This window comes from Paenarthrobacter sp. TE4293 (genome assembly GCF_050435325.1).
Taxonomy (GTDB): Bacteria; Actinomycetota; Actinomycetes; order Actinomycetales; family Micrococcaceae; genus Arthrobacter; species Arthrobacter nitroguajacolicus_C.
In genome coordinates this window covers 154,446-177,671 of the sequence record NZ_JBNJRY010000003.1, presented here as the reverse complement: position 1 = coordinate 177,671, position 23,226 = coordinate 154,446, and the positions used below count along the sequence as shown (strand labels likewise).

The window sequence follows — 23,226 nt, the reverse complement described above, 5'->3', positions numbered from 1 at the left end:
CTTCACTTCATCAAGACCGCTACCGAGAGACCTCCTGGTGCTGCATCCAACGCTCAACATCCGACAGGCGGTAGAGGATCTTCGAGCCGACGCGCAGGTGCTTCGGACCGTCGGTCAGATGGGTGGCCAAGAACTTCTCGCTCACGCCCATGAACTGCGCGGTCGTGCGCCGGTCCATGTAGGCCGACTGGGTCAGCTCCCAGGCCCTATCGACGGTAACGACGGTGCTGTGGTTGTTGTTCGACAAACAAACTCCTTATTGAAAAAGGGCATGCGCTAGTGCGGCGCGGTGGAATGTGGCTGCGAAGGCGGCTCTGGCGATCAAGGTGCTTTGGACCTTGGAGCGCCCTCGAGATACGCCGGGGATCATCCGAGAACGTCGTGCAGTTCTTCTATTAGACGGACCAGTACATCGCTCGTCCACAGGTCAAAGTCGACGAAGCGGAGGGTGTAACGGACCCTGGCTCGGAGTTAGTGTGCTGGTGGCTGAGTGTGGTCGATGGTTGATCGCGAACCTGCGACTTGATGGCTATTGTAGGGGTATGGCTTGGACCAAACTTCCCAACGGCAAGTATCGGCTTGACTACCGCGTAGATGGGAAGCGCCGGTATGAGACATTCCGGACGAAGGCCGAAATGCTGGCCCGTGATCTGGAGATTAAGAATGCCAAGGCGGGCGGGACGTTTACGGACACCCGCAAGGGTGGCAAGATCAGGTTCCACGTCCTCTACGAGGAATGGGTGGGGCGCATTGAACGAGTAGGGGCGAGAGGTGCACGCCCCGCATCTCCTGTGACTGTGGCAGGCTACAGGCGGATTTACGAAACCCATCTGCGGGGACATTTCGAGAATCGGACTCTCGCGACAGTAACCCTGACGGTAATCAATGAATGGTTGAAGTCGTTCTCCACTGACGATGCCCGGCAGCGGGCGTATCGTCAGCTTGGTCGGATGCTTCAATTTGCTGTTGATTCCGGCTACATTGCAACCAACCCGGCCCGCAACGCGACAATCAACAACGTGCCCACTCCTTCGCCCACTCGGGAACCGGCCGCCCTTACGGTGACCCAGCTGCAGTTGCTAGCACAAGAGGTGGCTTCGGGTGGCCGCTACACGGGAGCATCCCACGAGGCCTACGGGCTCCTGATCCTTTTTGCTGGAACAACGGGACTGAGGTGGTCGGAGGTGTCCGGTCTAAGAGTTGATGCGCTCACGTTCGGGGCCGATCCACAGGTTGTCGTGCGAACAACCCTCGTCCCAGTCGATGGGCGTCTGGAGTTTAGAGAGACCACGAAGGGGCGGAAACCCCGCGCCGTGCCTATTCCGGGCTCGGTCGCGGAAGCGCTGGAGGAGCACGTCAGGGGGATCGCCTCTGACAGCTTGGTCTTTACGTCGCCGTCAGGTGCTGAGTTAAGATCATCAAACTTTTCACGTCGAGTATTCCAGCCTGCGGTGAAGCGATGCAGGGAGTTGGACGCCGCCTTTCCCGACATGGTCTTTCATGACCTTCGCCGTACCGCTGTCACGCTGGCTATCAGTGCCGGAGCCAACGTGAAGGTAGTTCAGCAGATCGCGGGGCATAGCTCCGCCGTAACCACCCTCGATGTGTACGCCCAACTCTTCGCCGATGATGCGCAGTCTTCCGCGAGGGCAGTTGATGCGCGACTGCGGAAGGCTGTTGTGTAAGCATGACCCTGGATGCAACGCAAACCGAGTGGCTACAAAATGGCTACCGGATGATGAATCAACGCCTATAACACAAGGATTCAGCGCACGACTCATAATCGTGAGGTCGGGAGATCGAGCCTCCCCACCGCTACAGAGCAAGACCCCGCAGCTTTCGCCTGCGGGGTCTTTTTTCATTCCGTGGGACAGAATGGGTCCATGAGCCGAATCGCAATCATTGGTGGCCACGGGAAAGTGGCCCTGCATCTGTCCCGAATCCTCAGTGGCGAAGGTCACGATGTCACGTCCTTCATCCGAAATCCCGATCATGTGCCGGATGTCACGGAAACCGGTGCCAACGCCCAGGTCCTGGACGTGGAAAACTCGACGACGGCGGACCTCGCCCAGGCGCTCGAGGGCCACGACGCAGTGGTTTGGTCCGCCGGAGCCGGCGGGGGCAACCCGGACCGCACCTATGCCGTGGACCGGGACGCCGCCATCCGGTCCATGGATGCCGCAGCCCAAGCCGGCGTCGGCCGCTACGTGATGGTGTCCTACATCGGCGCCGCGAAGGACCACGGCGTTCCCTCGGACAACCCGTTCTTCGCCTATGCAGAGGCGAAAGCGGCCGCAGACGACTACCTGCGCAGCACCGACCTTGACTGGACCGTCCTGGGCCCGGGAACCCTGACCGATGAACCTGCAACGGGGTTGATCCAGACTGACCCTGAAAACCCCGGCAACGGCACGCAGACCTCACGGGGCAACGTTGCCTTGGTCGCCGCGGCCGTCCTCGAACTTCCTGGCACCATCCACCGGACCATCGCTTTCAAGGATGGAACCGAGGACGTCGTTGACGCCCTGACGAAGGACTGATCCGGCGCTCCGGGATATGTTGGTAGGGAACTTTTTCGGCGTCGCCCGGGGGAGGTCCTTACAACATCTGGGGAAGCAGGGAAATGGATCAGTTGGCGCTCATTGTCGGGTTGCTGCTCGCAACGGTAGTGGCGGTGGGCTTGGGGGACAGGCTCCGGCTGCCGTATCCGGTCCTGATGCTGCTCCTGGCTGTGGCCCTCACCTTCATTCCCGGCTTTCCCGAGTTTGAGATCTCGCCTGAACTGATCCTGCCGATCTTCCTTCCGCCGCTGCTGTTCGCCACGGCCCAAAAGAGTTCCTGGGCTGTCTTCCGGGTCAGATGGAGGACCCTCCTCCTGTTGGCTGTGGCCCTGGTGGTGGTGTCCACGGCTGTGGTGGCCGGTGCTGCCTGGCTCATGATTCCGGGCATCGGGATCCCGGCCGCCATCGCCCTGGGCGCCATGGTGGCACCGCCCGACCCGGTGGCCGTTGAGTCGGTGGCAGGCCGCGTCCAGATGCCGCGCCGGCTCACCACGGTCCTTCAGAGTGAAGGGCTCTTCAACGACGCAGCAGCCATCGTCATCTTCCAGGCTGCCGTGGCGGCCACCATGTCCGGGAAGGAAGTGGGCCCGGAAGTCATCCCGCAGTTTGTCATCGGAGCCGCGTTGGCGGTGGTGATTGGCATTGCGATGGGTTGGCTGACCAGGTTCATCACCACGCTGGTCACGTCCATGGTGGCCCGCAGTGCCGTCACCCTGGTGGTGCCTTTCGCGGCCTACATCCTTGCCGAAGAGCTGCACGCCTCAGGCGTGGTGGCCGTCGTCGTGACCGCCTTGGAACTGCAGCGCCATACGCGGCCGCAGGACGCCGCCGAGCGGGTCACCAGAACCGCTTTCTGGGATGTGGTGGAACTGCTAGCCACCGGGCTGGCCTTCGGCCTGGTGGGACTCGAAATCCGCCACGTCATCCGGGACGAGGGGACGGCGATTTTCGGGATGATCGGCATGGCCGTAGTGATCTGCATCCTGGTGTTCGTGGTGCGCTTCCTGTGGCTGGGTTTGCTTGCCTTGACGGCCCGCAAACGCAGGAACCTGCTGCAGCCCACCTCGCCCAAGGAAGTGCTGATCCTGACGTGGTGCGGCATGCGCGGCCTGGCCACCCTGGCCCTTGCGCTGGCTCTTCCGTTGACGTTGCCGGACGGCAGCGACTTCCCGGCGAGACACGAAATCCTGGTGATCGCCTGTGCCGTCCTCCTGGCGACACTGGTGCTTCCCGGCCTCACCCTGCCGTGGCTCATGCGGGTCCTGAAGGCAACCGAGGACGGCTCCCACGAGCAGGACGCCGCGAAGGTCCTGGCCAAGCGCGCCCAGTCCGCTGCTGTGGCCGCGCTGAAGGACCATGACCTGATGAAGGAACTTCCTGCAGAGAAGGTTGCGCTGGTCAAGGAAAAGATGCGCCGGCTGCATGCGGAGCTGCTGGACGGCACGTTGCAGAATGAATCTGTTGCCGAAAAGCGGAAGCGGGGACGGGAGCTGTCCATCGCCGTGCAGACCATCGCCCTGGACGCGGCACGGCAGGAAGTGGTGGCTGCCCGCAACGAGCTGGGAACCGATCCGGAAGTGGCAGACCGCGTCCTGAGGCAGTTGGACCTGCGCACCATGTCGATGCCGGATTAACCCGTGACCGGCAGGCTGGGACCGGGTCGGCCGTCCCGGGCATGGCCGGCAGCTTAGTGCTTCGGCAACGAAGCCGGGTACAGATCCAGGGCATGCTCCTCGACGTAATCAAGGGCGTGGCGGATCGCGCCGAGGGACACGATGCCGTCCCCCAAAGGTGAGGTTGCCAGGCGTGGGGGAGTGAAGGTGAACTCCGTCATGTGCTCCCCAATGCCTGGGATCAAGGCGTGGGCCGAAGCTGCCACACCGCCCGCTATGACCACCAGTTCAGGGTTGACCAAGGTACTGACCGAGCCGATGACGCGTGCCATGCGTCGTGCAAGGCGTTCCAGCGCAGACTTGGCGGGGCCATCTCCGTCCGCGGCCGCCGTGAAGACCATCTCAGCGGTCAGGGCATCAGGATCTCCGCCACAGAGTGTCCGCAGTGTCGTTTCCGGGTTGCTGTCCATGGCTTCCCTGCCCCACAGCGCGGCGTAGTGGGCGATGCCGTAGGTGTCACCCACGCCGTCGACGTTGTCGAGATATCCCAATTCGCCAAAACCGCCGAGCTGGCCATGGAGCAGGCGGCCGGACTCAAGGATGCCCGACCCCAGGCGATCGCCGGCCAGCATGACCACGAGGTTGTCCACTCCTTGGGCGGTTCCCTGCCACCGCTCTGCGAGGGCTGCGAGATTGGCGTCATTTTCCAGAAGCACATGCCAGCCGTGCCGCTCGGACACGATCCGCCGGACATCGAAGGATTTCCAGAACTCTTGGGCCGTGAGGACTTCGCCGTCGCGGCTGACGGGGGCGGCCACTCCCACGGATACGGCGAGAACGGAATCTGCCGGGACGCCGGCCTTCTTTAAGGCGTCAGCCGCGATGCGGTCCAACACGTCGGCGCGCTCGTCAGCCGGGACATTGTAGGTGCGGAAGGGCATGGTGACCTGGGACAACGATGCACCGGCCATGTTGGCCACGATCGTGGTGATCTTGTTTGCGCCAATGTCGATACCGAGCACGCTGGCCGCACCGTCGTCGAAGACAAAACGGCGCGCAGGCCTGCCCTTGACGTAATCTCCGGTACCGCGCTGGTTCTCCAGTTCCTGAAGCCATCCGAGCCGGACGAGTTCGTCGCAGATCGAGATGACTGTGGCACGCGAGAGTCCGGTGGCATCCATCAGCTCGGTGCCGGTGAGGATGCCGGCTCCGCGCATCGCCTTCAGCACGGCACTGGCGTTGACCCGGCGTACCAGCTGTGTTGATGGCGCAGTCCCAGTCAGCATCGGGTACTCCAAACTCTTCGGACGTTCGTCGGAATGAGAGAACGATCTCTCTAAATTTAGTACATAAATTTAGATGACGACTCATTTCCGGCAAAAGCTTGACGCTGTGGCGCCGGTCACCCACACTATCGATGGGTCATAAATTTATCTCCTATCTAAACTTCGGGTGCAGAAGTGTGCAGTCATCCCGATGGCACGGCGGCCACTGAGGTCCGCATGACGAAAGGACTACTGGGTCTGTGAAACCTACGCGCAAGAAACGCCTGGGGGCGATGGCCTTGGGGTTGGCACTGTTGGCCGGCCTTCTCTCTGGTTGCACCGGGGAACAGGACAGGGAGACCATCCGGTTTACGTTCAGCAAGCGTGAGGCCATCGGCTTCATGAAGAAGCTCGTGGCCGACTACAACGCGTCGCAGAACGACACCGAGGTTGTCCTGGATACCTCGGGCGTGGACGTTGTGTCCGCCAGTTTCGTTCGCGGAAATCCGCCGGATATCGCACTGGCCAACTACAACATGGAAACCTCCCGCTTCGTCCAGCGCGGTGCCTTGAGCGACTTGTCCGGTACGGACGCCGCCTCCCGGATCCGTGCGGATCTCCAGCCGCTCATGGAGCAATACGGTTCCTATCAGGATCGGACCAGCGCACTTCCGTATTCGGTCATGGCGTCCTCGGTCATCTACAACAAGGAGATCTTCGCCGCCAACAAGATTGATGTGCCCACCACGTGGAGCGCATTGATTGAAGCCTGCGAGAAACTGAAGGCAGCCGGCGTTACGCCCTTCTATGCCACATGGAAGGATGACTGGACCATAGCCCAGGGGTGGTTCGATTACTCCGTCGGCGGCCAAGTGGACACACTCGACTTCTTCGACAAACTCGCCTCCGAAGGCACGGACGTCGGTCCTGGATCTGCGGTTTCCTTCCGCAAAGATTTCGAGCAACCCGTCGACAAGATGCTGAAGCTCGCTACGAACTACACCAACAAGGACGCTGCCAGCAGGGCCTACGGTGACGGCAACCTGGCGTTTTCCCAAGGCAAAGCGGCCATGTACCTGCAGGGACCTTGGGCCTTCAGCGAGATTGCCAAGACGGCCCCTGACCTGGAGCTGGGTACCTTCCCGCTGCCCATGACTGAAGATCCCGGGGATTTGCGGGTCCGGGTCAACGTGGACCTCGCTGCCTGGATACCGGAGGCATCCCGGCACAAGGACGCCGCGCGGGACTTCCTCGAGTATCTCTACAAGCCTGAAGTGATTGAGGCTTACAACGCATCGCAGTTGGGCTTCACCCCCACCAAAAACTCGAAGGCCGTGCCTGATCCCCGGGTGGCGGGGATGGTGAAGTACTACGAGACCTCCCAGGTCTACCAGGGCCCGTCGGTGCTGGTGCCCCGTACCATCCCGATCATGAACTACACCCAAGCACTCGTCTTCGGTGCAAGCCCGGCATCCACCCTCAGCACACTCGACGCAGATTGGGCGCGCCTGGCGTTCCGCCAGTAGTGCCGGACCAGGGAGTCAACACCATGTCCATCATCACTACCCCCACCACGTCCGGGCAGGACAGCCGGAAGCAAGGTCGCCCAAGGCCGGGCCGTCAACAGCAGGCCGGCAGGCGCCGGGTGGAACCGATCTTCTACCTGTTCCTGGTGCCCAGCCTCATCCTGTTCACCTTGGCCATCACTGTTCCGGGCATCATCGGCATCTTCTTCAGCTTTACGGATTCCATTGGAATCGGTGACTGGGAATTCGTCGGGCTGACCAACTACATTGCGATCTTCAGTGATCCCGCCATCCTGCAGAGCTATGTGTTCACCTTCGGGTTCTCCATTGTCACCGTCATCGCGGTCAACGTGGTGGCCTTCCTGCTCGCGGTGGGTCTGACCTCGCGCATCCGCATGAAGTCGGCGCTGAGGACCATCTTCGTCATTCCCATGGTGGTTTCCGGCATCATCATCGCCTACGTCTTCAATTTCCTGTTTTCGAACTCACTGCCGTCGCTGGGCGCCGCGGCCGGGATCCCCTGGCTGGAAAGCAGCCTGCTGGCCAATCCTGACCTCGCGTGGGTTGCCATCGTGCTGGTCACGGCCTGGCAGGCCGTCCCCGGAGCGCTGCTCATCTATATCGCAGGCCTGGTGGCGGTACCGGGGGATGTCTATGAAGCTGCGGAAATCGATGGGGCCGGCAAGTTCCAGCAACTGCTGAAGATCACCCTTCCCCTGGTGTCGGGCTACGTGGTCATCAACATCATCCTCGGCTTCAAAGGGTTCCTTAACGCCTATGACATCATCGTTGGCCTGACCAACGGTGGCCCGGGGACCTCAACCCGAAGCATCGCGATGACTGTCATCTCGGGCTTCAACGGCGGCGACTACGCCTACCAAATGGCCAACGCGACGATCTTCTTCGTGGTTGCCATCGTTATCTCTCTCATACAGCTTTCGCTGACCCGCGGACGGAATGCACTCTGATGACCAATCAAGCCACCCTCGCTCTTGAAGACTCCACCCACGGTGAAACCGTCTCCGCTGGAAGAAGCCGACGCCGGTCCACGCCAGCAGTGGAACGGGTGAACTGGCCGGTGACCACCATCCTGGTCCTCTGCGCCGTGACCGTGCTCCTGCCGCTGTATGTCACGGTCTCCATGGCGTTCAAGACCCAGGGGCAGGCAGTGGACGGCGATGCCTTCTCCTTCCCTGCCCCGTTCAGCCTCGATGGTTTCGTCCAAGCGTGGACGTTGACGAACTTCCCTGTCGGTGCCGCAATGTCCTTGCTGGTCACTGCCGGGACAGTAGTGGCCACCATCATCCTGGCGGCGTTCGCCTCCTATGCGATCGTGCGTAACTGGGAACGGCGCCTGTTCCGCTACTCGTTCTTCTATCTGCTGGGGGCGATGTTCATTCCGTTCCCGGTGGTAGCGCTGCCGCAAATCCAGCTCACGGGCCGCCTCGGCCTGGACAACCCGTTCGGTGTGATCCTGTTGGCCACCATGTTCCAGTTGAGCTTCAGCGTGCTGCTCTTCACAGCGTTCCTGAGGTCCATCCCCCTGGAACTGGAGGAGAGTGCCAGGATCGACGGTGCCACCACCTGGCAGACCTTCTGGAAGCTGATCTTTCCACTGCTGGCACCGATGAGCGCCACCGTGGGGATCTTCGCGTTCCTTTATGCGTGGAACGACTTCATGATGCCGTCGCTGATCATTTCCGATCCTTCCCTGCAGACTCTTCCCGTGCGGCAGAACCTGTTCCAGACCCAGTTCAGCAACAACTACCACGTGTCTTTCGCGTCCTACCTGATGGCGATGGCGCCGGCGATTATTGCCTACCTGTTCACGCAGCGCTGGGTCATGGCAGGCGTAACCCAGGGGGCCGTCAAAGGCTAGGCCCTGTTGACCTTGAACCTCCGGGCGTTTCATACTGGTCCCGAATATAAATTTAGATTCTAAATCAAAGGAGTTACGTGAGCACCTCCGCCACTCAGGCACACCGAACCGACGTCGACCGCATGTCTGATCCCAACTGGTGGCGGCAAGCAGCCGTGTACCAGATCTACCCACGCAGCTTTTACGATGCGAACGGGGACGGACTCGGAGACATCAAGGGCATCACTGCCAAGGTCCCGTACCTGAAGGAATTGGGCATCGACGCCGTCTGGCTGAGCCCCTTCTACCCGTCAGCGCTCGCGGACGGTGGCTACGACGTGGACGACTACCGCAACGTGGACCCGAAGCTGGGGACGCTGGAGGACTTCGACGAAATGGCCGCAGCCCTGCATGCGGCAGGGATCAAGATCGTGGTGGACATCGTTCCCAACCACTCCTCAGACCGCCACGAGTGGTTCAAGGAAGCGCTGGCATCGCCCAAGGGCTCGGCGGCGCGTGACCGTTACATCTTCCGTGACGGCCGTGGCGCGAACGGTGAGCTGCCTCCGTCCGACTGGGACTCCGTGTTCGGCGGACCCATTTGGGAACGCATCACCGAACCCGACGGCACTCCGGGTCAGTGGTACCTGCACATCTTCGCCAAGGAGCAGCCGGACTTCAACTGGGAGAACCCGGAGATCCGTGAGGACTTCCTGAAGACCCTTCGCTTCTGGTCCGACCGGGGCGTGGACGGCTTCCGCATCGACGTCGCCCACGGCATGGCGAAGGATCTCTCGGAGCCGCTGCCCATGAAAGCGGACCTGGAAGCCAAAGCCCACGGCACCGACGGCTTCATCGATGGTTCCCACCCCTTCTGGGACCGTGATGAAGTCCACGAGGTCTACGCCGAGTGGCGGAAGCTTTTCAACGAGTACAACCCTCCCCGCACGGCTGTTGCCGAGGCTTGGGTCCACGAATCCCGCCGAGCCCGCTACGCCAGCCCTGAAGGACTGGGCCAGGCGTTCAACTTTGACCTGTTGCAGTCCGATTTCGATGCTGCCTCGTTCAAGAAAATCATCACGGACAACCTCGTGGCGGCCAAGGAATCCGGTGCCTCTTCCACCTGGGTCTTCTCCAATCACGACGTCGTCCGCCACGCCACCCGATACGGGCTGCCCAAGGGTGGTTCCGTAGCCCAGGGCACCAACGCTGCCCAGGACATCACGGGCGGTGAGCCCAAGGGGCAGGACGGAAAGGGCTGGCTTTTGGCCGGTGCCCCGGCTGAAGAGCTCGACGTCGAACTCGGCTTGCGTCGTGCCCGCGCCGCGACGCTCCTGCTGCTTGCGCTTCCCGGCTCGGCCTATCTCTACCAGGGTGAAGAACTCGGTCTCCGTGAAGTGTCGGAGATTCCCGACTCCGAACGGCAGGACCCATCGTTCTTCCGTAACCCGGGCGTGGAAATTGGCCGCGATGGTTGCCGCGTGCCGTTGCCGTGGACCGCGGAGGGTTCTTCCTTCGGATTTGGTGCAGGCAAGGCGCACCTTCCGCAGCCGGAATGGTTTGCTGACTACGCAGTATCCAAGCAGGAGGGTGTCGAAGGCTCCACCCTGGAGCTCTACCGGAAGGCATTGAGCCTGCGCAGCGAACTCCAGACTGACGAGGAACTTGAGTGGGTGGAGACCGGCAACCAGGACGTGCTGCACTTCAGCCGCCCCGGCGGCTGGCATACCGTGACCAACTTCGGCAGCAAGCCCGTGGAGCTTCCGGAAGGGAACCTCGTGGTCGCCAGCGGACCGTTGGACGATGGCAAGCTGCCGTCCGACACCACCGCGTGGATTGTCCGCAACGGCTAAGGCTGCGGGTAGAACTTATCCATGATTACTGCGAACGGGCGGGGACGCCTCATTTACGGCTGCATGGGACTCGGTGGCCGTTGGGACGGCGCGTCTTATGAAGCTGCGGACATTGACCAGGCAGCGGCGGCCATTGATGCCGCACGGGGCATCGGCGTCGGGCTTTTCGACCATGCGGACATCTACCGGAACGGAAAGTCCGAGGCTGTCTTTGGTGAAGTCCTCGCCCGGTCGCAGGGACTGCGCGACAAGATCCAGCTGCAAACCAAATGCGGCATCAGGCTGGGGGAGCGCGGGCTGGAAACGCACTACGACCTCAGCCGCGAGGCCATTCTCGAACGCGTCAACGGGAGCCTGAAACGGCTTCAAACCGACTACGTGGATGTTCTGCTCCTGCACCGGCCCGATCCGCTGATGGACCCGCATGAGGTGGCGGCCGCCGTCGGGCAGCTCATGGCGGAAGGGAAGGTGCGGCAGTTGGGTGTGTCCAACATGTCCGGCGCGCAGATTGCGTTCCTGCAGGATCAGCTGGAAACCCCCATTGTGGCGAACCAGCTGGAAATGAGCCTGCTTCGCCGGGATTGGCTGGAAAGCACTGTGTTGGTTAATCATGCGGAGGGGTTGGGATGCAGCTTCCCGCACGGGACCTTGGAGCACTGCATGGCCCAGGGGGTCGAGCTCCAGGCCTACGGTTCCCTGGCCCAGGGCCGCTACACGGGAGCAACCCCTGACGATCTCCCGCCGGCGGAGTCGGCAACCGCTGCACTCCTGCAAACGTTGGCGGGGGAGAAGGGCACCACCCCGGAAGCGGTGCTGCTGGGCTGGTTGATGAAGCATCCGGCCGGGATATCCCCCGTGGTGGGAACCACCAATCCTGCCAGGATCAGTGCTTGCGCTGACGCCGTCTCCGTAGCTGCCGCCATGTCCCGTGCCGAGTGGTACGGACTGTGGGCCGCAGCCCGGGGAAAGACCATCCCCTAAGCAGGTTTTAACCCAACTGAGTCGCATGCGTGGCTGTTTCCCAGGCCTGGGAAGAACCACTCATGCGACTCAGCTGGGTGACAACAGCAACACATACGCTGTCCTAGGAGACTGCCGCGGGAGCCACTACCGAGTAGGTGCTCGAATCACCCTGGAGGGCCTGGCTGGGCTTGCCGTCAATGCCCACCGGGATATCGCCCGCTATGGTCACACGGTTGAGCTTGCGCGGCTGGCCATCGTAGTTGTCCGGTGCGTAGTGCTGGGTGATCCGGTTGTCGAACAGGACTACCTGGTTGGGCTCCCAGTTCACCCGGACCACGTTTTCGGGTCGGGTCACGTACGCCTGCAGCAGGCGGATAATGTCCTTGGATTCCGTGTTGGACAGGCCCACGATCCGAAGCCGCTGCGCGAAGCCCCCAATGAACAATCCGCGCTCGCCGGTCAAGGGATGGACCCGTACCACCGGGTGGGCGGTTTCGAACTTCAAGCGGGTGAACTCCTTGCGGCGCTCTTCGGCGTTGGAGTGCTCAAGGTTCTTGGGCACGGAGTAGTCGTAGTCATTGGTGTGGATGGCCCACAAGTTGTCCGCGAAGCTGCGCAGCTCCTCCGGGAGGTCCTGGTACGCGCCGGCTGAGGACGCGATCAGAGTCTCGCCACCGTAGGCGGGAAGATCGATGCTTCGCAGCGTGGAAGCCTGCGGCGGGTTGACCACAAAGGTGACGTCCGTGTGCCAGTTGTTGGCCGAACCGTTCTCGCTGTCCACGGGAAGGACGTTTTCCTCGCCGTCCACCGATGCCACCGTGGGGTGTGCCTTGGTGAGCGGCCCGAAGTGCGAAGCGAACTTCACCTGGGCTTCGTCGGTCCGGATGTTGGCCTCGCGGAACACCAAGGCCTTGTGTTCGTTGAGCGCTGCCCTGATCTGTGCCACGGTCTCATCGCTGAGGTCGCCGCTGATGTCCAGCCCGCGGATTTCGGCGCCGATACGGGAGCCGAGCTTGGCGAACCCGAGTTTGGTTTCGGTAATGACGGTCATTATTTTTCCTTACTTGTTGTGATGGTTGCGGCGGGTGCCGCGGGGTTGGTTCTAGGAAGCGGCGGCGCCAACGGCGGTCCGCCAGCGGGAGAAATGCCGTTCAAGGGCGACCAGCAGGAAGTTCACGCCGAGCCCCAGCAGGGAAACGGTGAGGATGCCCGCGTACATGTCCGGGATGAGGAAACTGCTCTGCGCATTCACAATCAGGTAGCCCAGGCCGGCCTTCGCGCCCACCATTTCAGCGGCGATCAACACCAGGATCGATGCGGTGCCCGCCATGCGGATGCCCGTGAAAATGGTGGGAACGGCTGATGGCAGGATGACCTTCTGGAACAGCCGGAAGCTGTTGAGCCCCAGCGAACGTGCGGCCCTGATCAGCAGTGGGTCCACGGTCTTCACGCCGGCAATGGTGTTCAGGAGGACCGGGAAGAACGCGGCGTAGGCAACGATGCTGATTTTCGACTCCTCGCCGATGCCCAGCAGCAGCGTGAATACCGGCAGCAGGGCCAGGGCAGCAGTGTTGCGGAACAACTCCAGCAGGGGATTCAGGACCGAGTTGAGCCGTCCGTACCAGGCGATGAGCAGGCCCAGTGAGACACCTGCCACCAGGGCAGCACCGAAGCCGGCAACCGAGCGCGTGAGGCTGGCTGCGATGTGGCCTTGGATGGTGCCGGCTTCGAAGAGCTTGCCCCACGCCAGGAGTACTTCGTGCAGCGGCGGCAGGAACACCCGCGTGGAGGGGCTGGCCAGGTACGTCGGTCCGAGCTCCCACAGCGCCAGGAATGCCAGGATGGCTGCAGACTTCCAGATGACTCCACCAGCCGCCGCGGCGACGCGCCGTACTCTGCCAGGTGTCGGCGTCGTACGGTCTGTTGGTGACTCCGCTGGGACGGAAGGTTCGACGACGGAGGCTGGCTCGGTAACGGCGCCTGCCTTGGGCGCGGCTTCAGTCGGGGTAAGCGTGGTGGTCATCAGGCCGCGCTCCTTTCAGTAATGGTGGTGGCGGGTTCGTCCGGTGCGCTGCCGTCCGGAAGGATCTTGCGATGCCCGGCGTCCTGGGCGCGGCGGACCTCATCGTGGAGGAGAGTCCAGACCTGGTGACGGTGCTCCACAAAGGCGGGATGGGAGCGGATGTCCTCGTCGCCGTCGCGGTCGGGAATATTGATGTCCACGATTTCCTTGAGCCGTCCAGGACGGGCACTGAGCACAGCGACGCGCTCGCCGAGGTACACGGCTTCGTCAATGCCGTGCGTGATGAAAACGATTGTTTTTCCGGTGGCTTTCCAGATCCTGAGGAGTTCGTCCTGCAGTTGCTCGCGGGTCTGGGCGTCCAAGGCCGCGAAGGGTTCGTCCATCAGAAGCACGTCCGGTTCGTAGGCCAGGCTGCGGGCAATGGCCACGCGCTGCTTCATGCCGCCGGAGAGCTCGTGCGGATAGCGGTCCTCGAATCCCGCCAGGCCCACCAGTGCCAGGTACTCGCTGGCTTTCGCTGCACGTTCGCGGCGGGTCAACTTCCTGCCATCCGGGCCGACGCCCTCGAGCCCTATCGAGACATTGGCCGACGCCGTCCGCCAGGGGAACAACGCGTACTGCTGGAACACCACGGCGCGGTCCTTGCCCGGTCCGGTGACCGGCTTGCCATCCACCAGGACCTCACCGGAGGTGGGTGTGGACAGGCCGGCGAGCAGGTCCAGGAGCGTGGTCTTTCCCGAACCGCTGGGCCCTACCAGGGTGAGGAATTCGCCGTCGCGAACGTCCAGGCTGAGGGAGTCGATGGCAGTGAGGCGGGTGGCACTGGTGGTTTTGGTGGCCCGGACCGTGAACTCCTTGGTGACGTTCCGGAGACTGATTTTCGAAGTCATGGCTATCCCTTCTTCGCTGCAGCGAGCTCGTTGAACTCGTTCGTGTAGTACTTGGACGGGGTAAGTTTGTCCTTCACGATTCCCGACGCGTTCAGCCACTCCTCCCAGCGGGTGAAGTCCTCGTCCTTGATCACGCCGCTGTCCGGGACGCCGGGGCTTTTCCAGAACTTCAGGTTGGCCGTGCTCTCATTGCGGCCGCGGCTCTCGATGATCTTGGTGAAGCGGGCAATGACTTCGTCACGGGGTGTCTCCGCAGCCCACTTGATCGCCTTGGCCACGCCTGTAGTGAACGTCCGGGTGGTGTTGGGGTTCTTTGCGATGAAGTCGTTGCGCAGCACAATCTGGCCGCCTGCGAAGGTGCCGAACAGTTCCACGTCACTGAACAACGAGCGGAGCCCGCCGGCTTCGATGGCCCTGTCCTGCAACACGCCGCCCAGCGTTCCGGCGTCCACCTGTCCACGACGGATCGCTTCCTCGGTGTCGTTCGGTGCCAGCGGGACCAGCTGGACCTGCTTGATGTCGTCCTGGCTCAGCCCGTTCTTGGTCAGCCAGGTGGTGATGACGGCTTCGTGATGGGCGCCAAGCGTGTTGACGGCAATCTTCTTGCCGATCAGGTCCCGGGGTTCCTTGATGGGGCTTTCGGCCTTGACGTAGTAGCCGCTGAAGGTCTTCTCATCGGAGCCGTAGTAGTTGGTCACGGCCTTGACCGGAGCCCCGGCCTCGATGAGCTTCACGACCGCGCCGGAGAACGCGCCGCCGAAGTCCGTTTGGTTGGTCGCTGCGGACTGGATGTCCTGCGGCCCACTGGTGGTGTTGCCTACCCAGTCCAGCTTCAGGTCGCCCAGGTAGCCCAGGTCCGCAGCGAGTTCGGGGAAGGTCACGTTGTTGGCTGAGCCCTGGTACCGGAGTTCCTTGACCTCGTTGCCGGTGTGGTTGGCTTGTCCGGCTTCGGCTGCACCGCCGCAGCCGCTCACCGTCAGCGCTAGTACGACGGCGGCCGCGACGCTCAGGAGGGGCAGATGCAGTTTCATGGGAGCTACTTTCGATGGATGAGGAGGTGTTGGGTGGGCCGGCTGATGCAAGTGCTTGCGAATCTGTGCAACGGCTTGGGAACGATGAAAGCCCATCCGACAGCGCGTGGGAAGTGTCGCGGTAACGGCCGGAAATGCTGCGAAACAGCCCGAAACAGGACGAAATCCTGGGCCATTCCCGGCAACCGTGGGACACAAAGACGCCCCGTTGAGCCCTGTGAACAACAGCGTCAAGTGGGCCGGGCATGACTGGCGCGGACCGCCGTCGGACGTTCATACTGTTGGACCCCACAGTCATATGGGGTTTAGTTCGTATTGATCCTCACAACCGGCGGGATTTCTTCGCCCTGCGGGGCGCCGGACGGATACGGTAGATACATGACGTCTAGCATCGCCGCCGAGTCCATTCGGCCCACCCGCAACATTCCCGCCGACATTGCCCGTTCCTGGCTTCTTGTGAATGCCATGAAAACGGAGCTTTTTGAAGAATCCGCGGGTTCACGGGCAGACGCCATCATCCTTGACATCGAAGATGCTGTGGACCCGTCGCAGAAGGATGCCGCCCGCGAGAATGTCATCAACTGGCTGACCGCCGGCGGCCAGGCCTGGGTCCGCATCAACGACGCCACCAGCCCGTTCTGGGCCGACGACCTCGCGGGCCTGCGTGGCACGCCCGGCCTGCTCGGCGTCATGCTCGCCAAGACCGAGTCCGCAGACCAGGTCACCGAGTCCTACCACCGCATGGACGGCAAGACTCCCGTGATCGCACTGGTCGAGTCCGCCCTCGGCATTGAAGAAGCGAACCACATCGCACGCGCCCAGGGTGCTTTCCGCCTTGCTTTCGGATCCGGCGATTTCCGCCGCGACACCGGCATGGCCGCTACCCCCGAGGCCATGGCCTACCCGCGTGCCAAGCTCGTCGTTGCCAGCCGCGTTGGCAACCTGCCGGGCCCTATCGACGGCCCCACCGTCGGCACCAACCACCCCATCCTGCGCGAGCAGACGGGCATCACCGTGACCATGGGCATGACCGGCAAGCTCTGCCTGGCCATCGACCAGACCACCGTGATCAACGAGGTCATCAGCCCCACGCCTTCGGACGTCGCCTGGGCTACCGACTTCATGAATGACTTTGAAGCCAACGGCCGCGTGATCCGGGACGGTTCCGACCTCCCGCGTTTGGGCCGCGCCGAGAAGATCATGAAGCTGGCAGTGGCCTTCGGAGTCCAGCCTTCCCTGTAGGGATGCTGGTCCACGGAGTCGTTTGGGACTCTCCCTCTCCTGCCTTGCGTTTCCGGCAAGCCGACGGAGAGTTTACTGACATTGCGTTGGCCCGGGGTTCAGCCCTGGGCCTGCGCGTTGTCCCCGGGCTGTGGTGTCTTGGCCATACCAAGGTCCATGGCCCGGGGGACCGCACCCATGTCCCTTGCCGGGGCAATTCCCCGGCGGAACGTGGGAAGCAGTGCGGTGCGTGCTTTGCGCGGGATGACTCCCGGCTGATGCATGACTTCCACCGCGGTACCTCCGTTCCGAGTGGACTCCGCGCGTACCTGATGCAGCCACACTGGCTTTACGTGGGTACGTTCGCCAACGGTGCCACCAAAGTGGGAACGGCTTCTGCGCCACGTAAATGGAACCGTCTGGCCGAACAGGGCGCCGTGCACGCTTCCTACGTCGCCCATGCCGAGGACGGGCGGGTGGTTCGCGTCCTGGAGGACCTGGTGACGCGCGAGCTTGGCCTCGTCCAGCAAATCCGTTCCGCGTCCAAGGCCGCCGGGCTCGTGGAGCCGCGTGCCGGCGTCGAGCTGTCTGCTGTGAACCGCCGGCATGCCGGCAGGGTGCGCGAGCTGCTGGGTGGGCTGGCGATGACCGGCTACTCCGTTGTGGAGGAAGAGTGGGACCGGCCGGCCTTGGCGAACCAGCTCTGTGATGCAACTGCTGATGGCGCCCGCCGCCATCCCTATCCCGCAACGTTCGACGGCGGTGGGCACGGTCTGCGGATCCGCTCAGTATCCGGGGCCATAGCGCTGGCCCGTCTTCCCGATGCTGCAGGCGTCGATGTGGAGGGCAGTTTCGTGGCGGACCTGGGTGCGCTGAAGGGCCGCAGGATCGAGTTCGGCCCCCACATCACCCAGATCCCGGCCCTGCAGGACTCGCTCTTCTAGTCTCACGCCGTCCGCGGGGAGGAGCTTCCACCAGGCCCCGGTAGACTTGGACGGTGCTAGACGAATTCTGGGCCAACGCCTCCACTGCCTACAAAGTCCTGGTTTTCAGTGCCATGGGGCTCATTGCTGTCGGACTCATCCTGTCCATCGTGGGAAATACTTCGGGCAACCAGGGCCTGGCCATGGCATCGTTGCCGGTCATTGGTGTGGGGCTGCTCCTCCATGTGGGCGGGCTCGTGGTCCGGGGCCAAAAAATCCGCAAGGGCTACAAGAAGTAAACGGCACCACTCCGTACCCCGCGGCCCGATAGGGTTGGAGCATGAGTATCAATCCGGACCTGCAGGGCCGCAGCTACCCTGCCGCAGAGGTATACGACGTCGGGCGCGAAAAGATCCGCGAGTTCGCGAAGGCCGTGAAAGCCGCCAACCCCGCGCATTTTGATGTTGAGGCAGCAAAGGCACTGGGCCACAGCGACCTCGTGGCACCGCCAACGTTCGCCATCATCGTCGCCCAGCGCGCTGAGGCCCAACTCGTCGAAGACCCCGAGTCGGGGATCGACTTTTCCCGCGTGGTCCACGCAGACCAGCGGTTTACGCATCACCGGGCCATCGTTGCCGGCGACCAACTCGTCGCCGAGCTCCACGTGGACGGCGTCCGCGCCATGGGCGGCGGAGCCATGATCACCACCCGCTCGGAGATTTCCACCGTGGCCGGCGAGAAAGTCGCCACCACCACCTCGTCCATCCTGGTCCGCGGAGAGGGACAGTAACCATGAGCCCCACATTCGAAGAACTGACCGTCGGCCAGGAAATCGGCAGCCGCAGCATTGAGGTCACCCGACAGGACCTGGTCAAGTACGCAGGAGCCTCCGGGGACTTCAACCCGATTCACTGGAACGAAGCCTTCGCGAACTCCGTGGAACTGCCGGGCGTCATTGCGCACGGCATGTTCACCATGGGTGCCGCCGTGCAATTGGTGAGCGACTGGGCCGGCGACCCCGCCGCCGTCGTCGATTACCAGACCCGCTTTACCAAGCCCGTCCTCGTTGCCGACACGACCGGGACCGATGAAGCCGGCGCTGTCATCGATGTCACCGGTGTTGTGGGAGCGCTCGACGCCGATGCCCGCACCGCGCGTATCGACCTCACCGTCGTTGCGGCCGGCCTTAAGGTCCTCATGAAGTCGCAGGCGGTCGTGAAGGTCTCTTGAACCAACTGAACACCAATCAACATTCCAGCAAACCTTTCGCCACTGCGACTGAAATGTCCCGGTGGCGTGCCGCTGTTCTTGCCTCCTACGCGGCCAGCGGCATCGCGTTCGCAACGTGGGTGTCGCGCCTGCCCGCCATCCGCGACGGACTCAATCTCACCCCGGGCGGCATCGGCCTCCTGCTGATGTGCATGACTGTGGCCTCCTTCATCTCGATTTCGGCTTCGGGGTTGGTGGTGCTCAGGCTGGGCCCCAAACTCACCACACGGATCGGCAGCTGCATGGTGGGCGCTGGGCTGGTCACGGTGGGTTTTGGCGCTTCGGTCGCTGCCAGTCCGCTGGTGGTGGCAGCCGGACTGGTGGTCCTGGGACTTGGTACGGCCAGTTGGAACACCGCATCCAACGTGGAAGGTGCAGCCCTGGAGCGGGCGTTGGAACGGCACATCATGCCCCACCTTCATGGGGCCTTCAGCCTGGGTACCGTGGCGGCGGCCGGATTCGGAGCGTGGGCGGCTGCGATCCATATGCCGGTGTTCTGGCATTTCCTGATCTCGGGCGTCGTGGTGACAGCATCAGTGGTGACCGCCGGCTTCTGGTTCCGCGCGGAGAAGACCGCTGTAGCCACGCAGACGTACCGGCCGGAAGAAACTGATACTTTCCAGGACCCTTCCACCGGACCGCTGCCGATCATCCCGCAGGGATCCCCGGAAGCGCAGCCCGGACCGGACAAGGCCGCCGCACCCCTCGACAACAAACGGCTCGTGGCCCTTGCCTGGCGTGACCGCCGAACGCTCCTGATCGGCGTCCTGGTCCTCGGCCTGGCACTGGCCGAGGGAGCGGCCGGGGACTGGGTGGCCCTGGCCCTTGCCGATGGCCATGGACAATCCGATGCCGCGGGCGCCGTGGGCTACGGATTGTTTGTCACGTTCATGACCATCGGACGCTTCGCGGGCACGTCCATCCTTGACCGTTTTGGTCGTGTGGTGGTGATGCGCTGGTGCTCCGCCACCGCCGTCGTGGGCCTTGCGCTCTTTGTCTTTTCGCCTGTTCCGTGGCTTGCCTTTGTTGCCTTGGCCATCTGGGGCCTTGGCGCGTCGCTGGGGTTCCCAGTGGGAATGTCCGCAGCTGCCGATGACCCCGTCCACGCCGCTGCCCGGGTTTCGGTGGTCTCCACCATCGGCTACGGTGCGTTCCTCTGCGGCCCTCCGTTGCTGGGGCTGTTGGCCGAACATTTCGGAATCCTGCATTCGTTGCTGGCACCGTTGGTGCTGCTGGTGGTCAGTTTCTTCCTGGCTCCACTGTCCGGCCAGCAGAAGGCCAAGTCCGTCCCGGCCCACGAAGCCCGTTAGGCTTGATTGGTGACCCAAACACTGCTTTCCGACTTGACCACAGCCGCCGTCGGCGGTCCCGCAGGAAACTATGTGGAGGCCCGCACCGAGGCTGAAATCGTCGACGCCGTACGGTCCGCTGACGCTGCGGGCGAGAAACTCCTGATCATCGGGGGCGGCTCCAACCTCCTGATCTCGGACGATGGCTATCCCGGTACCGTCCTGAAAATCGCGTCCGAAGGCTTTACGGTGAACTCCGAGGACAGCTGCGGAGGCGTGTCAGTGGTGGTCCAGGCGGGCCACAATTGGGATGCGCTGGTGGAACACTCCGTACTGCACGCCTGGTCCGGGCTGGAGGCCCTGTCCGGGATACCCGGAGCAACGGGGGCAACCCCTGTTCAAAACGTGGGCGCGTATGGGGCGGATGTTTCGCAAACCATCGCTGCTGTGCGGACCTGGGACCGGGAACGGAACGCGGTGCAGACGTTCACCAATTCCGAGCTCAAGTTCGGGTACCGTGACTCGATCCTGAAGCAGACCACGGTTGAGGGCTCGCCCCGGTACGTGGTGCTGACGGTGGAGTTCCAGTTGCCGCTGGGGCGGATGAGCGCCCCGATCCGCTACGCGGAGTTGGCCCGGGTGCTGGGCGTCGAGGCCGGCAAGCGCGCCTACTCCAACGATGTCCGGAGGGAAGTCCTGCGGCTTCGCGCCTCCAAGGGCATGGTCCTCGACACCACAGACAGGGACACCTATTCAACGGGTTCCTTCTTCACCAACCCGATCGTGTCCGCGGAGCGTGCCGCCGGCTTGCCGGAGAATGCGCCCCGGTTTGCCGCAGGATCGGACGGACTGGTGAAGCTCTCCGCTGCCTGGCTGATAGACCAGGCAGGGTTCGGGAAGGGCTTCGGACTCGAGGAATCCAGCGTGTCGGGTGGCCGGGCATCCCTGTCCACCAAGCACACCCTCGCCATCACCAACCGGGGTTCAGCGTCGGCGGCCGACATGGTGGCCATCGCCCGTGAGGTGAGGTCCGGCGTCGTCGAACGCTTTGGTATTGAGCTGCACCCTGAGCCGCTGCTGATCGGCGTTTCGCTCTAGGTCGTACTCCGCACGCGCACCCCACGCCGCGCAACAAGCCTAGCGCGTACGTCGTTCCGCGATGGGCAGGATCTTATTGAGCAACAGGAACGTGAGCCCGCAGCTGACCGAACCCAGCAGGAAAATCTGGCTGAACGCGATGCTTTGCGGAGATGGTCCGCTGGGCATGAAGAGACCAGCGGCGGCGAAGCCCACCAGGCCCAGGAGCATGACGATGGCTCCGAGCAGGAAACTGCGGACCTGCGCGGCGGCCGCCGGGTAGAACCACGGTTCCGGGGCGTCGTCGTCGCGGTCGGAGACGGGCTGGCTGGCAGCAGCGGTTCCAATGAGGAGGGCGGCTGCGGCCGTGGCCACCAGGCTGGCTGTCTGAATGGCCTGCATGGAGGGGGAGAGGCTGACGCCGGTTCCCACCGCGACGATCAGCCCGGCGCCAAGTCCGACCAGCGTGCAGAACCAGCCGGCGGTAGCCAACCACCGGCTCATCGGCCGCACAAACGGAGCAAGATCACCAAAAAGCATGAACCCATCCTAAGATTCGCTGCTGGGTGAGGGCTGGGAGGCGCGGCAAGGTTCCCTGTGCACGCCGGCCCTTTTAGGATGAAGCATGCCTGCAGCCCAGAGCTATCCCAGTCCACGCATCATGGGCCGCTTGCGGCTCGCCAGCCAAGGCCTGGTGGGTGGCGGCTTTCCCACGGTTCCGGACGCGGTCCGGTGGATGACGGCAATGCAGGCCCAGGACCTCGGCCATGCGCTGTGGGCAGTGGGGCAGCGGGTGCCCGGCAGCCACGCCTCTGACATCCGGGCCGCCCTGGACGCCGGGACTGTGGTCCGTTCCTGGCCCATGCGCGGGACGCTCCACCTGCTCGCGCCCGAGGACCTCCGCTGGATCCTGGGCATCACCAGCCACCGCCTGATGAACATGGTGGCTGGCCGGCACCGCGAACTCGCCATCACCCAGGACGACATCAGCCATTGCCGGGACATCGCCTGGAAAACCGCCGAGATCCTGAAAGCAACCGAGGGCGCCCATGGCGCAACCCGGGAGCAGTTGTTCCAGGCCTTTGAGGAAGCCGGCCAGATCACCAAAGCGCAGCGGGGCATCCACTTGTTGGGGAGTCTATGCCAGCGCGCGTGGCTGGTCCAGGGCCCGATGGCGGCGCCGACAGGTAAAGCCGGCGTGCAGCAATTGTTCGTACCGTTTGAGGAGTGGATTTCGGAATCGAGGGAGCTCGACCGCGAGGAGGGCATTGCGGAATTGCTGTTCCGCTACCTTCGGAGCCACGGCCCGGCCACCGTCAAGGATTTTTCGTGGTGGAGCCAGATTCCGCTCACGGAAGCGCGCACAGCCCTCAAAAGCGTGCAGGACCGACTCATCGAAATGCCGTACGCCGGCACCAGTTACTGGCTTTCGCCAGAGGCCGCAGCGTTGCTCGACGACGGCGTCCCCGGCTCACGCTCGGTGCTGGCCCTTCCCGGTTTCGATGAGTTCCTGCTCGGCTACCAGGACCGGAGCCTCGTCCTGGCCCTCGAATATGCCGGGCAAGTAGTGCCGGGCAAGAACGGTGTTTTCAAGCGGATCATCGTTTCGGGCGGAGAAGTGGTGGGAACCTGGGCCAGGACCGTGGGCGGGAAGTCGATAGGCGTTGCGCCCGAGCCCTTCGCAGGTCAGCTCGGTCCGGCCTCCGGGCGTTCATTCCAGGCCCAAGGGAGGGCTTATTTGGAGTTCATGGCCGGCTGAGCCCGTTCGGGACGCCCCGGCTGCAACTGCTCCAGCAGCAGGCCCCGGACGTGGAAAACCCGCTGTTCCCTTGCCGGCAGCAAGGGAACAGCGGGTTGGCGTCGT

Annotated in this window: 23 protein-coding genes; 16 read left to right on the top strand and 7 right to left on the bottom strand. The window is 63.2% G+C overall.

What is annotated here, in order from left to right; translation table 11 throughout:
• Positions 1–19: 19 nt before the first annotated feature.
• Positions 20–247, bottom strand: coding sequence for a helix-turn-helix transcriptional regulator (locus tag QF015_RS07170; RefSeq protein WP_429387992.1), 228 nt, complete (start codon positions 245–247; stop codon positions 20–22).
• Positions 248–542: 295 nt separating this feature from the next.
• Between QF015_RS07170 and QF015_RS07165 the strand changes: the two genes are divergently transcribed.
• From QF015_RS07165 to QF015_RS07155, 3 genes are all read left to right on the top strand, one after another.
• Positions 543–1,685, top strand: a complete 1,143-nt coding sequence (locus QF015_RS07165; RefSeq protein WP_429387990.1) for a tyrosine-type recombinase/integrase — start codon at positions 543–545, stop codon at positions 1,683–1,685.
• 198 nt (positions 1,686–1,883) lie between these two features.
• Positions 1,884–2,540, top strand: a complete 657-nt coding sequence (locus QF015_RS07160; protein ID WP_310206176.1) for an NAD(P)-dependent oxidoreductase — start codon at positions 1,884–1,886, stop codon at positions 2,538–2,540.
• A gap of 83 nt (positions 2,541–2,623) precedes the next feature.
• The gene (locus QF015_RS07155; RefSeq protein ID WP_429387987.1) at positions 2,624–4,195 is read left to right on the top strand and encodes a Na+/H+ antiporter; all 1,572 of its coding nucleotides are present in this window, start codon (positions 2,624–2,626) and stop codon (positions 4,193–4,195) included.
• A gap of 53 nt (positions 4,196–4,248) precedes the next feature.
• Here QF015_RS07155 and QF015_RS07150 read toward each other — a convergent pair whose 3' ends face one another.
• Positions 4,249–5,460, bottom strand: coding sequence for an ROK family protein (locus QF015_RS07150; RefSeq protein ID WP_310206170.1), 1,212 nt, complete (start codon positions 5,458–5,460; stop codon positions 4,249–4,251).
• Between the two features lie 272 nt (positions 5,461–5,732).
• Here QF015_RS07150 and QF015_RS07145 point away from each other — a divergent pair, with 272 nt between their 5' ends.
• From QF015_RS07145 to QF015_RS07125, 5 genes are all read left to right on the top strand, one after another.
• Positions 5,733–6,965, top strand: a complete 1,233-nt coding sequence (locus QF015_RS07145) for an ABC transporter substrate-binding protein (protein WP_310207054.1) — start codon at positions 5,733–5,735, stop codon at positions 6,963–6,965.
• Between the two features lie 23 nt (positions 6,966–6,988).
• Complete coding sequence (locus tag QF015_RS07140; protein ID WP_310206166.1) at positions 6,989–7,933, top strand: carbohydrate ABC transporter permease; 945 nt, start codon at positions 6,989–6,991, stop codon at positions 7,931–7,933.
• The gene (locus QF015_RS07135) at positions 7,933–8,844 is read left to right on the top strand and encodes a carbohydrate ABC transporter permease (protein ID WP_310206163.1); all 912 of its coding nucleotides are present in this window, start codon (positions 7,933–7,935) and stop codon (positions 8,842–8,844) included. Before QF015_RS07140 ends, QF015_RS07135 begins: the two co-directional genes overlap by 1 nt.
• Before the next feature lie 77 nt (positions 8,845–8,921).
• Positions 8,922–10,676 (top strand): glycoside hydrolase family 13 protein, encoded by a 1,755-nt coding sequence (locus QF015_RS07130; RefSeq protein WP_429387984.1) that lies wholly within the window; start codon positions 8,922–8,924, stop codon positions 10,674–10,676.
• A 21-nt stretch (positions 10,677–10,697) separates the two neighbouring features.
• On the top strand, positions 10,698–11,657 hold the full coding sequence (locus tag QF015_RS07125; protein ID WP_310206157.1) for an aldo/keto reductase: 960 nt from the start codon (positions 10,698–10,700) through the stop codon (positions 11,655–11,657).
• 103 nt (positions 11,658–11,760) lie between these two features.
• On the opposite strand, the gene QF015_RS07120 is transcribed toward QF015_RS07125, so the two are convergent.
• Genes QF015_RS07120 through QF015_RS07105 form a run of 4 tightly spaced genes read right to left on the bottom strand, consistent with a single transcriptional unit; the run spans position 11,761 to position 15,583 of the window.
• The gene (locus tag QF015_RS07120; protein ID WP_429387982.1) at positions 11,761–12,690 is read right to left on the bottom strand and encodes a TauD/TfdA dioxygenase family protein; all 930 of its coding nucleotides are present in this window, start codon (positions 12,688–12,690) and stop codon (positions 11,761–11,763) included.
• Positions 12,691–12,741: 51 nt separating this feature from the next.
• Complete coding sequence (locus QF015_RS07115; RefSeq protein ID WP_429387980.1) at positions 12,742–13,662, bottom strand: ABC transporter permease; 921 nt, start codon at positions 13,660–13,662, stop codon at positions 12,742–12,744.
• The gene (locus QF015_RS07110) at positions 13,662–14,552 is read right to left on the bottom strand and encodes an ABC transporter ATP-binding protein (protein ID WP_310206147.1); all 891 of its coding nucleotides are present in this window, start codon (positions 14,550–14,552) and stop codon (positions 13,662–13,664) included. The genes QF015_RS07115 and QF015_RS07110 overlap by 1 nt, the downstream gene beginning before the upstream one ends.
• A 2-nt stretch (positions 14,553–14,554) precedes the next feature.
• Positions 14,555–15,583: an ABC transporter substrate-binding protein gene (locus QF015_RS07105; RefSeq protein ID WP_310206144.1), complete on the bottom strand. Its 1,029-nt coding sequence runs from the start codon at positions 15,581–15,583 to the stop codon at positions 14,555–14,557.
• 378 nt (positions 15,584–15,961) lie between these two features.
• On the opposite strand from QF015_RS07105, the gene QF015_RS07100 reads away from it, so the two are divergent.
• Genes QF015_RS07100 through QF015_RS07070 form a run of 7 tightly spaced genes read left to right on the top strand, consistent with a single transcriptional unit; the run spans position 15,962 to position 21,383 of the window.
• Positions 15,962–16,825, top strand: coding sequence for an HpcH/HpaI aldolase/citrate lyase family protein (locus tag QF015_RS07100; RefSeq protein WP_310206140.1), 864 nt, complete (start codon positions 15,962–15,964; stop codon positions 16,823–16,825).
• 2 nt (positions 16,826–16,827) lie between these two features.
• Positions 16,828–17,748, top strand: a complete 921-nt coding sequence (locus QF015_RS07095; protein ID WP_429387977.1) for a DUF2797 domain-containing protein — start codon at positions 16,828–16,830, stop codon at positions 17,746–17,748.
• 53 nt (positions 17,749–17,801) lie between these two features.
• Complete coding sequence (locus tag QF015_RS07090) at positions 17,802–18,026, top strand: DUF3188 domain-containing protein (protein ID WP_280623279.1); 225 nt, start codon at positions 17,802–17,804, stop codon at positions 18,024–18,026.
• A 41-nt stretch (positions 18,027–18,067) separates the two neighbouring features.
• Positions 18,068–18,517, top strand: a complete 450-nt coding sequence (locus QF015_RS07085; protein WP_429387975.1) for an FAS1-like dehydratase domain-containing protein — start codon at positions 18,068–18,070, stop codon at positions 18,515–18,517.
• Between the two features lie 2 nt (positions 18,518–18,519).
• Positions 18,520–18,957, top strand: a complete 438-nt coding sequence (locus tag QF015_RS07080) for a MaoC family dehydratase (RefSeq protein WP_310206126.1) — start codon at positions 18,520–18,522, stop codon at positions 18,955–18,957.
• Positions 18,954–20,306 (top strand): MFS transporter, encoded by a 1,353-nt coding sequence (locus QF015_RS07075; RefSeq protein WP_429387972.1) that lies wholly within the window; start codon positions 18,954–18,956, stop codon positions 20,304–20,306. The genes QF015_RS07080 and QF015_RS07075 overlap by 4 nt, the downstream gene beginning before the upstream one ends.
• A gap of 9 nt (positions 20,307–20,315) precedes the next feature.
• Positions 20,316–21,383 carry a UDP-N-acetylmuramate dehydrogenase gene (locus QF015_RS07070; protein WP_429387969.1) on the top strand — a complete coding sequence of 356 codons (1,068 nt, stop codon included), beginning with the start codon at positions 20,316–20,318 and terminating at the stop codon, positions 21,381–21,383.
• 39 nt (positions 21,384–21,422) lie between these two features.
• Here the strand turns inward: QF015_RS07070 and QF015_RS07065 are convergent, their stop codons facing one another.
• On the bottom strand, positions 21,423–21,902 hold the full coding sequence (locus QF015_RS07065) for a hypothetical protein (RefSeq protein WP_429387966.1): 480 nt from the start codon (positions 21,900–21,902) through the stop codon (positions 21,423–21,425).
• 85 nt (positions 21,903–21,987) lie between these two features.
• Between QF015_RS07065 and QF015_RS07060 the strand changes: the two genes are divergently transcribed.
• A complete protein-coding gene (locus QF015_RS07060; RefSeq protein ID WP_429387963.1) occupies positions 21,988–23,121 on the top strand; it encodes a winged helix DNA-binding domain-containing protein in 1,134 nt (377 codons plus the stop codon).
• Positions 23,122–23,226: the final 105 nt, after the last annotated feature.

What these genes read in the sequence shown, in the direction of transcription:
- QF015_RS07145 (WP_310207054.1), top strand. Translation starts at nt 5,733, where the DNA reads ATGGCCTTGGGGTTGGCACTGTTGGCCGGCCTTCTCTCTGGTTGCACC.
- QF015_RS07135 (WP_310206163.1), top strand. Translation starts at nt 7,933, where the DNA reads ATGACCAATCAAGCCACCCTCGCTCTTGAAGACTCCACCCACGGTGAA.
- QF015_RS07150 (WP_310206170.1), bottom strand. Translation starts at nt 5,460, where the DNA reads ATGCTGACTGGGACTGCGCCATCAACACAGCTGGTACGCCGGGTCAAC.
- QF015_RS07105 (WP_310206144.1), bottom strand. Translation starts at nt 15,583, where the DNA reads ATGAAACTGCATCTGCCCCTCCTGAGCGTCGCGGCCGCCGTCGTACTA.
- QF015_RS07100 (WP_310206140.1), top strand. Translation starts at nt 15,962, where the DNA reads ATGACGTCTAGCATCGCCGCCGAGTCCATTCGGCCCACCCGCAACATT.
- QF015_RS07125 (WP_310206157.1), top strand. Translation starts at nt 10,698, where the DNA reads ATGATTACTGCGAACGGGCGGGGACGCCTCATTTACGGCTGCATGGGA.
- QF015_RS07115 (WP_429387980.1), bottom strand. Translation starts at nt 13,662, where the DNA reads ATGACCACCACGCTTACCCCGACTGAAGCCGCGCCCAAGGCAGGCGCC.
- QF015_RS07110 (WP_310206147.1), bottom strand. Translation starts at nt 14,552, where the DNA reads ATGACTTCGAAAATCAGTCTCCGGAACGTCACCAAGGAGTTCACGGTC.
- QF015_RS07155 (WP_429387987.1), top strand. Translation starts at nt 2,624, where the DNA reads ATGGATCAGTTGGCGCTCATTGTCGGGTTGCTGCTCGCAACGGTAGTG.
- QF015_RS07160 (WP_310206176.1), top strand. Translation starts at nt 1,884, where the DNA reads ATGAGCCGAATCGCAATCATTGGTGGCCACGGGAAAGTGGCCCTGCAT.
- QF015_RS07085 (WP_429387975.1), top strand. Translation starts at nt 18,068, where the DNA reads ATGAGTATCAATCCGGACCTGCAGGGCCGCAGCTACCCTGCCGCAGAG.
- QF015_RS07120 (WP_429387982.1), bottom strand. Translation starts at nt 12,690, where the DNA reads ATGACCGTCATTACCGAAACCAAACTCGGGTTCGCCAAGCTCGGCTCC.
- QF015_RS07080 (WP_310206126.1), top strand. Translation starts at nt 18,520, where the DNA reads ATGAGCCCCACATTCGAAGAACTGACCGTCGGCCAGGAAATCGGCAGC.
- QF015_RS07065 (WP_429387966.1), bottom strand. Translation starts at nt 21,902, where the DNA reads ATGCTTTTTGGTGATCTTGCTCCGTTTGTGCGGCCGATGAGCCGGTGG.
- QF015_RS07165 (WP_429387990.1), top strand. Translation starts at nt 543, where the DNA reads ATGGCTTGGACCAAACTTCCCAACGGCAAGTATCGGCTTGACTACCGC.
- QF015_RS07060 (WP_429387963.1), top strand. Translation starts at nt 21,988, where the DNA reads ATGCCTGCAGCCCAGAGCTATCCCAGTCCACGCATCATGGGCCGCTTG.
- QF015_RS07140 (WP_310206166.1), top strand. Translation starts at nt 6,989, where the DNA reads ATGTCCATCATCACTACCCCCACCACGTCCGGGCAGGACAGCCGGAAG.
- QF015_RS07095 (WP_429387977.1), top strand. Translation starts at nt 16,828, where the DNA reads ATGCTGGTCCACGGAGTCGTTTGGGACTCTCCCTCTCCTGCCTTGCGT.